Raw genomic sequence first — 17,782 nt, 5'->3', positions numbered from 1 at the left:
ATTAAAACTTAAAATTATAAGAAACACTAGGTAAAATGCCGAAAATCGATAATCTTCGGGCTTCATTTATTCCGGTGTCATCGTTAGTTGTAAAGCGTATAGATGCGGCGTTTCTCCTGTTGTATGCATTATAAATACTGAACACCCAATAGCTTTGCCAGCCTTTATTTTTATTTGGTTTTGGGGTAAGAGTCGCGGCCAGATCTAAATGATGATAAAGCGGTAAACGATTTTCATTTCGTAAAGAATAGTTGGGGACAGGAATACCTCCTATTTCATAATATCCATTGGGATAGGTTACTGGTTGGCCAGATTGCAAGGCAAAGTTTGCACTGAAAGACCATTTTTTGTTGTACTCATAATTTCCTGTAATGCTAAGGTTATGTAATTTATCGTAAGGAGATAAATACCATTCTCCGTTGGCGATTCCCGGTTCTTGCGGAGTTCTTCCTGCGGTTCGTTGTTCGGCGCGGGACAAAGTGTATGAAATCCATCCGGTAAGATCACCTCTATTTTTTCTAAATAAAACTTCTAAACCATAAGCTCTGGCTTCACCATTTAGCAAAACCTGCTCGATATCGTTATTCGCAATAAGATCTGCACCATCTACATAATCAATTCTATTATCGATGTCTTTATAGAAAACTTCAGTTTCTAAACTATAGGTGTTATTATCAAAATTTCTGAAGTAACCTAAAGCGTATTGATCTAATATTTGTGGTTCAATAAAGGGGGCGCTTGGCGTCCAGATGTTTACCGGAGTGGGTGACTGGCTGTTAGAAACAATATGTAAATATTGCGCCATTCGGTTATAACTAGCTTTTAAAGAAGTTTCATCATTCAGAATAAAGGATAATGCAGCGCGTGGTTCAAAATTATCAAAACTAGAAATTACTTCTCCAGAATCATAAAATTCGGTTCCAACAGGTGTCGCTTCCTGATAAATATTATAATCTGCATTATATTCAACCGGGCTATTTTCGTAAATATTCACATTTTGTTGCCCGTATCTGTAAAACGCACTGTATCGAAGTCCGTATCGCACTTCTAATTGATCTCCAATTTTTTGATTTACATCTAGGTAGGCAGAAGGTTCTAAAGCATATTTGCGGTCCAGTTCCCTATAATTTACGGTAGATTCGCTACTATTCGGAATAAGAATTCCCGGGTTAAAATCGTAGTATGTGGCATCGACACCGTAATTAAGCTGAATATCATCTGAAATATAATGTTGCCAGGCATATTTTAAACCGTAACTTTCTATCCCACTTTCCCAGCTAAAACTTAGCGTATTTAAGCTAAGGTCGAATTGATAATCACTATAGAAAATCGATAAATCTGTGTTTATATTTTTACCGAAGCGATGTTTCCAGTTTAGTTTCCCCATGGTGTTACCATACGTGCTTGAAAAACTATCGCTAATATCAAAAACATCATTACCAAAATAACCTGAAAAATGAAGACTATTATTTTCATTTAGTTTATAATTCAGTTTTGCATTCAGGTCATAAAATTGTGCCGAATTCTCGTTATCGGCCAGTTGTAAAAAAAGATGAGCATAAGAGGTTCTTCCGGCCAGCATAAACGAGGCTTTATCTTCTTTAAGAGGACCTTCAACTTTTAGCTTGCTCGAGATTAATCCAATTCCACCTTCAAATTTAAAATCCTTGTAATCTCCATTATTCTGAGTAATATCTAAAACCGAAGAAACTCTGCCACCATATTTTGATGGAATTCCGCCTTTATAAAGATCCAGCGAGTTAACCGCATCAGCATTAAAAACCGAGAAAAATCCAAAAAGATGAGAATCGCTATAAATAGGGACGTTATCTAATAAAATTAAATTTTGATCTGCTGCGCCACCACGAACATTAAATCCAGAAGAGCCTTCTCCAGCATTGGTTACTCCGGGAAGCGTAAGCAAAGATTTTAAAGGATCTGGTTCACCCAAAGCAACCGGGATTTGTTTAATCTCGTTCATGCTAAGGCTGTTCATACTCATTTGCGGTTTTTTAATATTTGTAGCCTTACTATTTTGCTCGATCACTACTTCCTCTAGCGTTTCTCCGCCAGGCTCCATTTCTAGAGTCCAGGTAATGTCTCTATTAAGACTTACAGTTTCGGTGATCGTATTATAACCTAAAAAGCTAATATTTACTTCATGTTTTCCCTTTGGAAGTTGTATCGAAAACTTACCATTTTTATCTGTAGTAGTTCCTTTTTGAAGTTTTCTAATGGTGATACTAGCGCCCAAAAGTGGCTCATTTTTCTCGTCGTATATAGTTCCTGAGAGTATATAATTTGCCTGAAAGTTTTGTTGTTCGGGTTTTCCTGGTTTTACCGTGATATTATTTCCAAGCACTTTAAAATCGTGCGGAAGTTTTTGGTTTAATTGCTTAATTAACTCAGGTAGGCTTATGCTTTCGTAATTAAATTCATCATTAAATGTGAGTTGAGAACTCATTTCTTCAGCATAAGCCAGTTTGTAATCAGATTGTTTTTCGATTTGATCTTTTAGTGCAGTAATCGTATTCCCTTTTTCAATCTTTATGGCAAGGTTTTGACTGTGAAGGCCAAAACCATAAAGCAGTAAAAAAGTGATTAAAAAATATTTCATTCTTTAATAATATTATTAGTTGGTGTAGATTCTTGTTTTTTAAAGATCACGATAGTATTTAGGCGATCTATGCTGTAGTTAAGATTGTAAATTTCTGCGAGTATTTTTATGGGAATTTCAATGTCTTCTTCTTTTTTAATACGCAAGGTGCTTTGTTTATTTAAAAATACTGTAGAAATAGTGATTTTAAAGCCATATTCTTCTTTCAAAAAGCTTATGATGCTTTTAATACTTGCTTTTTCAAAATCTACATGGTTTTTAAAATTCTGGATTTTAGGATTTCCATCGTCCAAAATAAATTCTTCACCTGGCGATAAAATCCAGCTTTCAGCCTTGCCACGAATGTTCATTTTTACTTTTCCCTGATGCAATTTTACATGCGTTTGGGCTGTATTTTCAGTAATAGTAAACGAAGTACCTAAAACGGTGGTTAAGGTTTTGTTACTAATTACTTTAAAAGGATGATTTTGGTCTTTTTTAACCTTAAAAAATGCGTTTCCGTGTAGCCTAATTTCACGATTAGTGCTGTAATCTTTGGTATAAGTGATTTTAGATTTTGGCTTCAGCCTAATTTCACTGCTATCAGGTAAAAAAATCAATTTTGAAATATTTCCTGGATTTTCGATATGAATTAGCGAAGCGGTTTCAGTTGCTGGCTCATTTATCGTGAAAAAACTTAGTCCTAAAATCACCAATATCGCTATTGCAGCAGCATATTTAGTGAAATGGGTTAATGTAGACTTCTGTTTTTTGTAGTTTGTTTGGTAGAAATTTTTCCAGGATTTTTCTTTAACTTCAAGAGGGTTTTCTGGGGTTTCTTCTTTCCAAAATTCATCAAAATTTTTATCAATTTCGCTTTTCTTCATCAAGAGACCATTAGTAATTTACAATTGAAGCCTTCACTCTTAACAAGGCTTATAAAATTATCTTCAATTTCAGTCTTAGAAGATACAATGATTAAAATCTTATCTTCTAAAGTAAAAGGATGAATCTCGTAATCTGAAAATTGAAAAGCCAGGATTTTAAGTAAATGCACTAATTTATCCTGATCTAGAATGTCTAAGGTATAACTTTCAACAATCATCTTAAAGGGTATTTTTTATAATACAATCGAGATCATTAAAGTTCCTAAGCCTTTTTTATATTTTTTCTGATAAAATTATTTGCCAGATAAATATGATTGGCGATGGTTTTTGGAGAGAGCTGGGTAAGACTGGCAATTTCCTTATAAGAGTAATTGTCGATTTTGTGTAATTTGAAGATCTTTTTTTGCTGAAGCGGAAGTTCTTCTATGAGCTTGAAAAGATGTTCTTTTTTGAACTCTAAATGATGTTCTGCTTCTTCCAAATCTTGTTCGTTTTTAAGAAAATCTGGATGCAGCGGAATTATTTTTTTCTCCCTATTAAGATGATTAAATATGAGATTTTTGCAAATCACGATAATTTGTGCTTCTAAGGGTGCTTCTTCGTTTAACTGATGCCTGTTGTTATAGATTTTTAAAAAAGCTTCCTGAACAAAGTCCTGCGGGGATAATACTTTAAAATCGAATTTTTTACAGACGTGAAAAAGTTTATCATAGTAAAGAAAATAAATATCCTTAAAGGTAGATTTTTTTCCTTTTTTTAATTCCTGGATAATCTTTTTATTACTTTTCATCGCTGGATTAGACATACTAAGTGATAAAACGTTAATAGCTAGAAATTATTTATAATTAAAGCCATAATAATCGTTAATTTGTATAATTTAAAATTAGATTGTAAGTTTGCCAGCCCTTTTTTCAATTGTTATCGTTGTAATGTTCATTTAAAGGGATTTTAAAGTTGAAAATTTTTTCCAGAAAATACTGGGAAACCAAAAATATAAGTGGTTTTTGCCATTAGAGATTCAGAAAAATTAAATAGAATTTCTTCGAATCTTAAGATTTAGTTGTGTTGTTTGTTCCAAGAAATTGGAACTTGTAGGTAAACCTTTTTAGATTTTATGATCTTAAGGTTACCAATGAGAAGCTTTTTTCCGTTTATTCGGGAAGAGGCTTTTTTGTTTTGGGGATATTAGAAAATTGCGATACCAAAACTCGCATAAAGATTTGTAAATTTGAGAGTTCAATAGCAATATAAGGGTGAAGTATATACCAAAGGATTTTTATTCCTATTTTAAAGAATGCTTTAAGCTGGATAATAAAGAATTTATTCTTCAAAATATTTTATCCAGTAAATATTCATATAAATGGTTTGTAAGTAATACTGAAGAATTACTTTATAAAGAATTACCTTTAATTCCCTATTCCAATAAAAAAATTAATGAAGTAAATAAGGAGCTGGAACTTTACGACCTGGAAAAACAGCTTTTTTATGGATGCTTTTTTATTCTTGGAAAAGCAAATAACCCTATAGCAAAAGATAATCGTATTTGTGCACCACTTTTTTTATTCCCTGCTCAATTAGAGATTAAAGATGAGCTTGGTTTTTTGCGAATAGACCGAAGCAATTTCGAGATAAATAGATATGCGTTGCAATTATTAGAATTGCAGGATAACGTGGTTAATAAGGATGACTTTTTAACAGAGCTTTCGCGTAGATTAGAGACGGGTAATCTAATTGGAATAAAAAGTTTTTTAGATCGTTATGTACTTGATCTGGATACAGAAGATCTTTTATTATTTCCCACTGTTTGGAATGCATCTAAGATTAGAAAATACTTGGCAGAAGAGGATTTTGACGGTTGTAGTTATAAAATTGTACCGGCTGCAGGAACGATCTTAGTTGAAAAATCTGAAACCTCTTTAAGGATCTTAACCGATTTGGAAAAGATGGCAGAGGGCGAAAAGTTTAGCAGAAATTTGGAAGAATTGCTTAACGGGAAATTAACTGCTCCAGGAAGCTATCAAAGTCTTTACAAAAATAGGTTAAATACAGAACAATATAATGCACTAAAAAATGCAAATAAATTTTTAAATTCTGTAATTGTAGGACCTCCTGGTACAGGAAAGAGTTATACCATAAATTCTATAGTTGTCGATGCTGTAATGAATAACAAATCTGTTTTAGTTGTATCTAAAACTAAACAGGCAGTAGAGGTAATTAGAGAGATGTTAGAAGATGATTTTGGACTTAAGGATTATCTTATACACACCTCAGGCTTTAACTACAAAGTCAGCTTAAAATCAAAAATCAAAAAGTATTTAAGTGGTATAGCCGGAAGGAAAAGAGGAGTTAATCTTCAGAAATTAGAAATGTTAATCGATGAACTTGAAAGATTAGAATCTGAATTTGAAAAATCAATAGAGCAGGAGCTTAGATTATCGAATCTTGAGTTTAATGATAATCTTAATTTATGGGAGAAATGGGAGAAATTTTATTTTAGTAAGATTTCTTATAAGGGAGAAAAACTTCTTCCCACATTCGATAAAATGAATGCTGTTTTTAAAGAATTAGAAAAAGAGATAAGTGTTTTCTCTAAACATAAGATAGCTTGCAATATCACTAAGAATTCATTACATTATAGAAAAGACATTGCTAAATTTTATGACGCCTTGGATTCTTCAAGTTTTTCTGTCTATAAAAAGATTTTAGAGGATGTAGATCATCGTAGTGTTTTAAAAGTATTTCCTGTGTGGCTAGCCAATCTATCAGATCTTAATTCTATCTTGCCATTAGAAGAAAATTTATTTGATTTAGTATTAATCGATGAAGCTACACAATGCGATATAGCCTCTGTATTACCAGCGATCTTTAGAGCAAAGCAAACTGTGATTATTGGAGATCCTAACCAGTTAAGGCATTACTCTTTTGTTTCAAGAACTAAACAAATAGAACTTCAGCAAAAATATAGTCTTCCAGAAGATGCTTCATTGGATTATCGAAATAGAAGTATTTTAGACTTATATCTTTCTAAGACACAGGATCAGGCTCAAATTACTTTTTTAAGGGAACATTTTAGGTCTACACCCTCTTTGGTAGAGTTTAGTAACCAGAAATTTTATAGTGGCCAGTTAGAGGTTTTAAAATCTACCCCAGATCATATTAATGATCATCATTTAGATTGTTTTAAGGTAGATGGGATGCGTAATGAGAAGGGAGTTAATAAGCTTGAAGCAGACTTCATTATAGAAAAATTACATGGTATTTTATCCAAATATAAAGATGCTCGCAAAAAGCCAACGCTTGGAATCATATCCCCATTTAATGCTCAGGTTATTTACATAAAGAATTTAATTAGAGATAATTTTGATATAAATGAGCTTAAAAAATATAAACTTCTTTGCGGCACTCCTTATAATTTTCAGGGTTCTGAAAGAGAGATAGTTTTTCTTTCATTTTGTGTTTGTGATAAAACTCATCATTCTGCCTATATCCATCTAAATAAATCTGAAGTATTTAATGTAGCCATAACCAGGGCTAAATCTTATCAGGCTATTGTAACCTCGGTTGAGGTCTCAAAACTTAATCATAATTCGTTGTTATTTGAATATTTAAGTTTTGTGAAAAGTTTTAATCATGAGGCTTTTAAAATCGAAGAGCATGATAGCTTTCAGAAAGAAGTTGTAAACTTTTTAATTAAAAAAGGCTTCAAAAACATCGAATGTGGATACCCTGTAGCTGGTTGTATTTTGGATGTACTAGTTACTATTGGAAATGACAATTATTTTATAGACTTAATTGGTTATCCTGGGAACTTTGAAGGAGCTTTTAGCCTAGAGAGATATAAAACTTTAGCCAGGACCGGTATTAGATGTTTTCCTCTTCATTATAGCTTTTGGAAACGTAAGCCAAGTATAGCTCAAAATAGCCTGCTGAGCTTTATGCATAAGTGATTTTACCAAATGCTTACTAGTATCAGCCTAATTAAAAAATGTGTGGCATTAATCAACAACTTGTGTGGTGAGCAAAAGTGTAGAATACCCCAAATTATCACAAAAAAGTATTAAAAACGCTATTCGAGAACGTTTGAAATCGAAAGGTATGTAAATTGCTTATTCCTTAGCAGAAATATTCTGTACATATGGATAAGAAATATAAATTTTCAATGTTGAACAAATTTGCAATACTGTTCATTTCATGCGCTCTATTAAGCCTGTCTTCTTGTAAAGAGGAAGAAAAAGTAGACGAGGGCTTACCATTACCTGTAGTTTCGCTACAAGAACAAAACGCTTCTAAAGGTTTTGAATATATAGGTTCTATAGAAGGAGTAGAAACTGTCGAAATTCGCCCTCAGGTAGATGGAATTCTAGAAGAGATTTATGTAGATGAAGGTGATTTTGTTGAAAAAGGGCAGCCATTATTTAAAGTAAATAGTCAGCCGTATATGGAGGACTATAAAAATGCAATGGCCAATGTAGCTCTGGAAAGGGCTAAAGTAGAAAAGGCGAAAAGTGATTTAGATCGCTTACAACCTCTAATTGATAACGAAGTAATTTCTGAAGTTAGAAAGAAATCTGTCGAAGCCGATTATCAGGTGGCTTTGTCTTCTTTAGAAAGAGCGCAGGCCCAAGCTGCGAATATGAGAATCAATCTTAGTTTTACAACGATAAAAGCTCCTGTAAGTGGTTTTATGGGGAGAATCCCAAAGTCTCCGGGTAACGTTGTGAAACAAACAGACGAAAAACCTCTTACTGTTTTATCGAAAGTAGATGATATTTACGTGTATTTTTCTATGAGCGAGTCAGATTATCTATACTACGAAAGAGCAAAAAACGATACACTCTCTAACAAGATGAATAGCCAGGTGAAACTGGTGTTGGCAGATGGTTCAGTTTACGATCATTCTGGTAGAATTGATGCAAATTCAGGGCAAATTGACCGTACAACGGGATCTATTACTTTAAGAGCAAGATTTCAAAACCCAGATACCCTTTTAAGATCAGGAAATACGGGTAAAATCTTAATGGAAGAAATTTATCCAAAAGCCATTTTAGTACCTCAAAGCGCAACCACATTTATTCAGGATAAAAAATTCGTTTTTGTTTTAGATGAAAATAATGTTGCGCAACGAAAAGAGATTATTACAGAAGGTAGATCTGGCGATAATTATATTGTGAGTTCTAAAAGCTTATCTCCAGACGATCGTATCGTACTTTCTGGACTGGATAAATTGGCGAATGGTATAAAAGTAAAGCCTATTGAAAGAGGCCGGTTATTATCCCAGGTTCAGGAATAGACCAACTTTCAAAAACTCAAAACCAAAAAAAATTGCATGTTTAAGAAAATAATAAAAAGGCCAGTCCTTACACTGGTCATTACAATCATATTGGTTTTAGCCGGGGCCGCAAGTATTACATCTTTACCGGTAGAGCGTTTTCCAGAAATTGCCCCTCCCAGTGTTAGTGTAGAGGTTTATTACCCCGGTGGTAATGCTGAAACTGTTGCAAAATCTGTTCTATTGCCTATAGAAGAGGCGATTAACGGAACAGAAAATATGTCTTATGCAAACTCTACCGCAACAAACTCTGGTAGAGGTCGTGTTACTGTTTATTTTAAACCAGGTACAGATCCAGATTTGGCTGCGGTAGATATTCAGAACCGAATTTCTACTATTACCTCTATGATTCCGCCTGAAGTTTCTGAAGCAGGGATTTCGGTTACCAAAAGGATGAAAGGTAGTATCATGACGATTAATATTTATAGTGATGATCCTACTTACGACGAAACTTTCTTAAATGCATTTACAAGAATTAATATCCGTAGGGAGTTAAAGCGTGTAGATGGTCTTGCTGAAGCTTCAATTTTAAGACAGCGTGATTATGCCATGAGAATCTGGCTTAATCCGCAGAAAATGGCTTCTTATCAGCTTACTCCGCGTGATGTTTATAATCAAATTAAAGATCAGAACTTCGAGGCTGCTCCAGGTAAATTTGGAGAAAATTCAGAAGAACTTTTTGAAATAATCATGAAGCACGACGGGCGATTTAGTCAGCCCGAAGATTATGAGAACCTTGTTATCAAGACCAAAGATGAAACAGCGCTTCATCTAAGAGATATAGCGAGGGTAGAATTTGGTGCTTCTAACTATACCAGTGAAAACAGGTTAAACGGAAAACCATCTGTAACCATAGATATTGTTCAGCAAAATGGTGCTAATGCTATGGAAATTGATGGAAGGATTCGTGAAATCTTAGAAGAGCAGTCACGATTATTTCCAGACGATGTACATTATGAAATTACTTATAGTGTAAGAAATCAGATCGATGAATCGATGAGTCAGGTAGAACATACGCTTGTTGAAGCATTTATTCTGGTTTTCCTTGTTGTATTTATTTTCCTTCAGGATTTTAGAGCAACGCTTATTACTGCGATATCTATCCCGGCATCATTATTAGGTACTTTTTTCTTCCTAAACATTATTGGTGCTTCCATGAATGTATTAAGTATGTTCTCTTTAGTATTGGCAATTGGTATTGTGGTAGATGATGCTATTGTGGTTATGGAAGCCATTCACGAAAAGATGACGCATCATAAAATGCCGGTTAAAGAAGCCGTAAGTTCTGCGATGGACGAAATTACAGGTGCGATTATTTCGATTACCGTAGTAATTGCAGCAGTATTTGTCCCGGTAGGTTTTTTAAGTGGTCCTGTGGGAGTGTTTTATCAGGAATTTGCTTATACCATTATTTTTGCGGTATTAATCTCTGCAATTAATGCGCTTACCTTAACACCGGTACTTAGTAAAATTTTCTTCGGAAAAAAAGATAGAAAAAAAGATAAACGTGGTATTGCAAAAGCAATTTCTAATTATAGACAATTTAGAAAAGCTAAGGTTTTACGTAGAAAAGGATTTAGGAAATTCGATAATTTCTTCGATCGCTTTACACAAAAATACCTAAATGCGGTTCGTTGGATTTTAAATAGAAAATGGGTTGGTTTAGGTGCACTGGCAGTAATTATTGGGTTAACAATCTTTTTGTCCAAAATAACACCTAGTGGTTTTATTCCTACTGAAGATGATAACTTCTTGATTCTATCAATGAAAATGCCTGAAGGTTCTTCTCTTCACCGTACAAACGTGGCATTAAGAAAAGCAGATTCTATCTTGCAAATGCAACCTGCGGTAAAAGGAGTAAATACGGTATCTGGTTTTAATGTGGTAGATAACGCCAATAGTCCATCGTCTGGTTTGGCCTATGTGCAGTTAAATGCAGGTGAAGATCGTGGTGAAATTCAGGATATACAAGCGGTAATTAAAGACCTTTTATCAAAATTAGATGATATTCCTGAAACCGATTTTAATATGTATCCAAGACCAACTATTCAAGGATTTGGTAACTTTGATGGGGTTCAGTTTATGCTTCAGGATAGAGCTGATGGTGATTTAGGTGAGTTTGGTCAGATTGTAAACGAATTTATAAATACATTAAATAATCAAAAGCAGGTAGAAAATGCATTTACATCCTTCAATCCTAATTTCCCTCAATATCGATTAGATATCGATTATGAAAAGGCAAAGAATTTAGGAGTAAGTGTAAAAGAAATGATGTTTACTATTCAGTCTTACTTTGGTAGGGTTCAGCCTGGTGATTTTAACAGGTTTAGTAGGCAGTATGGTGTTTATATGCAATCTGATATTCAGTTTAGAGAATCGCCAGAATCCTTCAACAGTATTTTTGTGAAGAACGATAAAGGAGAGATGGTGCCTGTAAATACAATAGTTAAACTTAGGCAAACTTACGGTCCAGAAGTAGTAAACCGTTACAATCTTTATAATGCCGCAAAAATAAATGTTACTCCGGCGCAAGGTTATAGTACAGGAGATGTAATGAATATGATCGAAGAACTTACTGCTGAAAAACTTCCTGGAACTTTAAGTTACGAGTGGACCAGTATGAGTTTAGAGGAGAAAAATTCTGGTGGAGATACCATTGTCGTGTTTATCATTATCATTTTACTAGTGTATTTTATTTTGGCTTCACAGTACGAAAGTTTCCTATTGCCATTGGCAGTTATGCTTTCTTTACCAGTAGGTATATTTGGTGTATTTACTGCAATTAACATAGCAGGAATCGATAATAATATTTATGTGCAAATTGGTATTATTATGCTTATTGGTTTACTGGCTAAAAACTCTATTTTAATTGTAGAATTTGTGGCGCAAAAACGTCGTGCAGGATTCACTGCTTTTGATGCGGTTATCGAGGCCAGCGCCTTAAGAATTAGACCAATTATAATGACCTCTTTAGCATTTACAGTGGGATTAGTGCCATTAATGTTTGCTGAAGGATCATCGGCACAGGGAAATCATTCAGTTAGTATTGGTACTGCAGGTGGAATGATAAGCGGAATTGTTTTGGGTATTTTTGTAATTCCTGTTCTTGCTTATGTTTTCCAGGTGCTTCATGATAAAATGAATCTGGAACGTTATGCCGAGTAAACCAAAATCAACTAAAAAATTGAAGATGAAAACGAGTTTTCTTTCAACAATAAAACCAAACAATAAATCGAAACGTTCAGCCGGATTGGTAAAATCTGCTTTAGGGATTTTTGCAATGATCTGCGTGGTAAGTTGTAAAGTAGGAGAGGAGTATACGCGACCAGATTTTGGTGACGATGTTTCTTCTGAATTTTATACAGGTGAAGAAGAGGATGAAACCTTATCTGTAGATTCATTAAACACTAATGATGTAAATAACGATACCATCCCAATGTCTGAAATTCCGTGGAAAGATTATATTACAGATGAGACCTTACAGACCTTAATCGATACGGCATTAGTAAATAATATCGATTTGCAAAAAGCCATGAAAAACATGGAAATTGGGATGGAAGAACTTGCACAATCTAAAGCTAATTTTCTTCCTTCTATAAATGCAAGGCCGGCCGATTATCGTAGAGAATATTATTCTGAAAATTATAATAATTACGGTTCTAACAGGGCAAGAAGAAATCATGGTGAAAATCCGCCAACAAGTTTTTATACAGAGCGTCTAGAGTATTCTGCTGCTTTACAGGCTAACTGGGAACTGGATGTTTGGGGAAAGTTACGTTGGCAAAAGGAAGCCGCCAGAGCTCAATTTATGAAAAGTAAAGAGTTTAAAAAAGCGGTGCAAACTTCACTAATTTCAGAAGTGGCAGCAACGTATTTCAATCTGGTTATGCTAAAATCACAGATAGAAGTTGCTGAGAAAAACTATGCTTTAAGCGATAGTACTTTAAATATTGTACAGTTACAATATGATGCAGGAGAATCTACATCTTTGGCGATTCAGCAAACAAAATCTCAGAAATTAAAGGCGAAAACTTTAATTCCGCAGTTAGAGCGCCAATATGTGATCATGGAAAATAAACTTAATCGTTTATTGGGAAGGTCACCAAGACCAATAGAAATTGATACCGATTTTGAACAAATTGAGTTTCAAAAAAGATACACTTCTGGTGTGCCTTTAGAATTGATAAAAAACCGCCCAGATGTCGCTATGTCTGAATATGAACTTATCACAGCTAATGCAGATGCTGGTGTTGCAAATGCGCTGCGATATCCATCCTTAAGTATAGGGGCTTCAGCAGGTTTAAATTCGTTTCAGTTAGAAGAGTTTTTAGATCCGGTAAGTTCAGGTTTTGCTTTGTTAAACGGAGCTATTTTTCAGCCAATATTTAATAATAGAAAACTAAAAACCAATTATAATATCGCTTTATCACAAAAGGAAATCGCTCAGTTAGATTTTAAAGACGATTTAATTACGGCTATTGCAGATGTTTCTAATTCTCTGGCTAAAATGGAGAAATTAAAAGAAGAATATGCAATCGCACAAGAGCGTATCGAGGTTACCCAAAAAGGATTAAAAGATGCCGGGATGCTTTTTAGGGGTGGTTACGCGAACTACCTGGAAGTTATTACCGCTCAAAGCGACGCATTAGAAAGTGAGCTAAATTTAATAAATATCAAAAACCAGTTACTCATCGCCAATGTTGAGTTATATCGTAGTCTTGGCGGTGGCTGGCAGTAAAATTTTACTCGATAATTTTTAACTCTGAGCTTTGCATCGAATTGAAGGCAATTCTCGAACAAATGCTCATGGGCTTGCCCAAAACTTACTATCCAAATACTAAAGCAGGGAACAGCCTATTCTTCAATAGGCTGTTTTCCATTCATATATTCACTAGGTGTCATTTTAAATTGCTTATGGAAATTACGGCCAAAACTGGTTTGTGATTTGTAACCTACTATTTCAGAAATTTCATAGATCTTATATTCCCCAGATTGTAGTAATTCGGCTGCTTTTTTTAAACGAGCGATATTTATAAGTTCATTGGGACTCAAATTCGATAGGTCTTTAATCTTTCGGTATAAAGTAGAACGGCTCATATTCATTATATCTGCAAGACTGTCTACACTCAGATTTTGGTCTGAAAGATTATCGTAGATCAATTTTTCCAGTTTATTAATAAACTTTTCATCGGTTTTAGTGTGTGCAATACTTTTAATATGTGAAAGTGGGGAGCTGGAATAAAATTCCATAATATGCCTTCTATTTTCAATAAGATTACTCACCTGAACTTTTAAATATTCCAATGAAAAAGGCTTTTCGATATAAGCATCGGCACCGGCTTCTAATCCCTGAATCTTCGATTGCATCGCATTTTTAGCGGTAAGCAGGATTACTGGAATATGGCTGGTCTCCAGATTTGTTTTTACGTGTTCGCAAAATTCAAATCCATTCATTCCATTCATCATTACATCGCTGATAATTAAATAAATATTCTCTTTTTTAAGAATTTCGATTGCGGTTTCAGCATTTGTAGATTTAAAAACGGTATATTCTTCTTTAAAATCTTCAGCAATAAATTTTAATAATTCTCGGTTGTCTTCTACGATTAAAATTCCTGAATTATCAGCCGGATCATTCACAATTTCTTCCTGCGGAATCTCTTCCTGCTGAGATTCGATAATTTTAGGCTTCTTTTTATATGAGCTAAATTCCTGCTCCTGCCGAAGCGGAAGACTAAGAATAAAAGTGTTTAAATGAGTGTCTTCATTAGCTAAAATAAGCTTTCCGCTATGCAATTCGGTTAAACTATAGGCCAAACTTAATCCAATACCGGTTCCGGTTTGGTTAGAAACTTCATTGGTTCTAAAAAAGGGTTCGAAAATGCGCTTTTTTAGGTGTTGCGGAATCAAACTTCCATCGTTTTGAATTTTCAGAATAAATTCGGTGTCATTTACTTCTAATTTCAGAATAACTTCATTTTTAGCATATTTGATAGCATTGTTGAAGAGGTTACTCATAATTTTCTTAATCGCTTCCTCATCTACATACGCCATAACATCTTCCTGCGGAAGTTTCATTCTAAAATCTACCGCTTTCTCCTGGATTAGTTCGCTAAATCTGGTGTAGGTATTTCTAAGGGTTTCAGAGATATTAATTTCAACAAAAGTGAGCTTAATATTTTCAATTTCAGTCTTCCTGAAGTCGAGTAATTCATTAACCAGGTTGATAAGCCTTTCAGTATTTTTTTCCATGATACAAAGGCTTTTTTGCATTAATGGCTGGTCTTTTGTCTGTCCAATTAATTTTTCTAAAGGTGTTTTTATAAGCGTGAGTGGTGTACGAATTTCATGCGCTACATTGGTAAAAAACTCGATTTTGGACTGATAGATTTCTTTTTCTTTCTCATCCTGAAATGCTTTGATTTTCCTGTTGTTTTTCCGTTGAACCCGGTAGTGATAGTATCTTAACGAAAGAACAAATAAAATAATAAACACCAAGATGTATAAGAAAATAGCCAGATTGCTGAAATAAAATGGTGGTAAAACTTCGATTTTTAATGAAGCGATCTCCTTATTTTCTACACCCGTGCTATTTGTGCTTTTTACTTGAAAAGTATAATTGCCAGATGGAAGTTCGGTAAAATTAACGCTATGCTTTGTTTTAAGTGGTATCCATTTTTCGTTAAGACCAAGAAGTCGATAAGAATATTCGGTCATTTCTGGAGCGGTAAAACTTAGCGATGCAAAATCCAGACTAAAGGTAGATTGATCTGAAGTTAAGGTGATTTTGGAGGTTTCTGTTATAGATTTTTCAAGCGGAGAATCTTCAGCACCAACTTTAATAGCTTCATTGTTGATGCTAAGATTGGTGATATAAACCGGCGGATCATAGGTGTTTTTTATAAACTCTTCAGGATTAAAACTCACCAAACCTTTTACGCTTCCAAAGAACATTCGGCCTTCATCATTTTTAAAAGCCGAGCTATAATTAAATTGATCGCTTAATAATCCGTTGGCTTTTGTGTAGGTTTTAAAGCTTTCTTTTGCAGGATCAAAATGTACCAGTCCGTTTGAAGTACTAATCCATAAACTAGCGTCGTCGTCTTCTAAAATGGAGTAACTAACATTGCTGGGAAGGCCATCCTGGGTATTGTAATTTTTAAAATCCTGAGATTTTGGTTGGTATAGGTTGAGTCCGTTTTCTGTAGTGATCCAAATATTCTTCTTAGAATCCTGAAAAATTCCGTTGATCACATTGCTGCTAATACTGGTAGAATCTTGTGCATCATATCTAAAATATCCTTTTTTATGGGTAGTGGGATTGTAATAATAAAGACCGTCCCAATACGTCGCCGCCCATAAAGTACCGTCATTAGCTTCCATAAATGCAGCATAATGAAAATCCTGAGGAAAGCCCTCTAGATCATTAAAGTGATCCTTTTCTGGATTATAAATATAGATGCCTAGTGAAGCCATTACATAAATGTTATCGTTTTTGCCCTTGTAGATATCCAGTATAAAATTATTACCAAGGCTATGTGGGTTGTTATCTTCCTGTTCGTAATGTCTAATTATTTTGTTGCTTCGAATATCAAAAACATCTAGGCCATGTTCAAAAGTACCAACCCAAAGTTCGTTGTCTAATGGTAAAATTCCGTGGATATTATAATGGGCGATATTGGAGTTTTTAGGAGTGAAATTTTTAAATATTCCTGTTTCTGGGTCAAGCTTATTTAAACCAGCATCTTCTGTACCTATCCAATAATCTCCGTTTTTATCCTGATGAATTTCTCTAACGGCATTGCCACTAATACTATTTTCGCCCTCTTTTGGGAAGTATTTTTTAAATGGCGTGAATTCTTTTGGTAAATAATTTACACCACCAAAATAACTACCAATCCATGTGCCGCCTTCCTTATCTGTGGTTAAAGTGTAAAGCGCATTATCTGTTAGTGAATATGGATTGTTATAGCTCTTTTTAAAATTGTTGTATTTTTTAGTTTGAATATCGTAGATTATGAGTCCGCTTTCTGTGGCCAGCCAGATATCTCCGTTTTCTTTTTCTACAATATCCCTTACGTAAAGCTGTTCGTTATAATTATCGATTAATGGTTTAGTAGTTTCTTTTGTAATATCATAAACAAAAGCACCCTGATGCCTGGTGCCAATTAGCATTTGTGAATTGCTTATTCCTTTTAGAGCCGTTATAATTACAGGTAAAGCATTTGTATTATTTATATCTAATGTTATAGGTTTAAAGGCCCTGTTTTCTTCAGAATAATGATAAACATGTTCTCCTGAAGCTGCCCAAATGTTCTGATTACTATCTTTTGATAGAAGAATTGCGTAAAAATCGTCATAGGATTTAAGGTTAAGACTGGATAAAGTGTCCTTTTCTTTAAAATATAAAGTGCCACCAGCAATAAACCATAAGTTATTATCCCTATCAGCTTCAATATCTAAAATTGGTTTTGTAATAGCAGGCGAAAGAGAGCAAAAGCTTTCTTTTTGATTATTGTAACGAAAAAGTCCGTTATCTGTCCCAACCCATAAATAATTACGCTCTTCGTAGAGACATCGTATATAATTACTACCAATGCTTTTATCTTCTTTGGTATTGTGATGGAACAGTTTAAAGTTATATCCATCAAAACGATTAAGTCCGTCTTTAGTCCCAAACCACAAAAAACCTCTTTTATCCTGTAGCATAGTAATTACAGAATTATGACTTAATCCATTTTCTACCTGGTAGTGTTTAAAATAAAGCTCTTGGGCGGTGGCCAAATTGGTCAAAAAAAGGCTACAAATTATTCCGAATAAAATCTTTCTAAACAAACTCATTCAATTTTAGAGAAAATTAAGAATTATCATTCAACTATTTGTCTCAAATACTAACATATCGTCTCAAATTAGATGAAATTCTAAGGAAATCTTAAAATTTGAACAATTTGGATGAAAGAATGAAACAAT

At 34.1% G+C, this 17,782-nt stretch carries 9 protein-coding genes; 4 read left to right on the top strand and 5 right to left on the bottom strand.

The window, feature by feature from the left end; all coding sequences use genetic code 11:
- Position 1 precedes the first annotated feature (1 nt).
- Genes IIF7_RS04780 through IIF7_RS04765 form a run of 4 tightly spaced genes read right to left on the bottom strand, consistent with a single transcriptional unit; the run spans position 2 to position 4,273 of the window.
- The gene (locus IIF7_RS04780; RefSeq protein WP_084840534.1) at positions 2-2,617 is read right to left on the bottom strand and encodes a TonB-dependent receptor; all 2,616 of its coding nucleotides are present in this window, start codon (positions 2,615-2,617) and stop codon (positions 2-4) included.
- A complete protein-coding gene (locus tag IIF7_RS04775) occupies positions 2,614-3,483 on the bottom strand; it encodes a FecR family protein (protein ID WP_084840533.1) in 870 nt (289 codons plus the stop codon). Before IIF7_RS04775 ends, IIF7_RS04780 begins: the two co-directional genes overlap by 4 nt.
- A complete protein-coding gene (locus IIF7_RS04770; RefSeq protein ID WP_084840532.1) occupies positions 3,483-3,701 on the bottom strand; it encodes a hypothetical protein in 219 nt (72 codons plus the stop codon). Before IIF7_RS04770 ends, IIF7_RS04775 begins: the two co-directional genes overlap by 1 nt.
- A 44-nt stretch (positions 3,702-3,745) precedes the next feature.
- Positions 3,746-4,273: an RNA polymerase sigma factor gene (locus IIF7_RS04765; RefSeq protein WP_084840563.1), complete on the bottom strand. Its 528-nt coding sequence runs from the start codon at positions 4,271-4,273 to the stop codon at positions 3,746-3,748.
- Positions 4,274-4,736: 463 nt separating this feature from the next.
- Here IIF7_RS04765 and IIF7_RS04760 point away from each other — a divergent pair, with 463 nt between their 5' ends.
- From IIF7_RS04760 to IIF7_RS04745, 4 genes are all read left to right on the top strand, one after another.
- A complete protein-coding gene (locus IIF7_RS04760; RefSeq protein WP_084840531.1) occupies positions 4,737-7,430 on the top strand; it encodes a DEAD/DEAH box helicase in 2,694 nt (897 codons plus the stop codon).
- A 212-nt stretch (positions 7,431-7,642) separates the two neighbouring features.
- A complete protein-coding gene (locus IIF7_RS04755) occupies positions 7,643-8,773 on the top strand; it encodes an efflux RND transporter periplasmic adaptor subunit (RefSeq protein ID WP_245801528.1) in 1,131 nt (376 codons plus the stop codon).
- A 36-nt stretch (positions 8,774-8,809) separates the two neighbouring features.
- Entirely contained in the window at positions 8,810-11,977 is a 3,168-nt protein-coding gene (locus IIF7_RS04750) for an efflux RND transporter permease subunit (protein ID WP_084840529.1), read from the top strand.
- Positions 11,978-12,002: 25 nt separating this feature from the next.
- Positions 12,003-13,550 (top strand): TolC family protein, encoded by a 1,548-nt coding sequence (locus IIF7_RS04745; protein WP_084840528.1) that lies wholly within the window; start codon positions 12,003-12,005, stop codon positions 13,548-13,550.
- Between the two features lie 116 nt (positions 13,551-13,666).
- On the opposite strand, the gene IIF7_RS04740 is transcribed toward IIF7_RS04745, so the two are convergent.
- Positions 13,667-17,653, bottom strand: a complete 3,987-nt coding sequence (locus IIF7_RS04740; RefSeq protein ID WP_084840527.1) for a hybrid sensor histidine kinase/response regulator transcription factor — start codon at positions 17,651-17,653, stop codon at positions 13,667-13,669.
- Positions 17,654-17,782: the final 129 nt, after the last annotated feature.

This window comes from Zunongwangia atlantica 22II14-10F7 (genome assembly GCF_002094855.1).
GTDB lineage: Bacteria > Bacteroidota > Bacteroidia > Flavobacteriales > Flavobacteriaceae > Zunongwangia > Zunongwangia atlantica.
The sequence above is the reverse complement of the archived record's forward strand: the minus strand, read 5'-3'. Positions and strand labels throughout refer to the sequence as shown.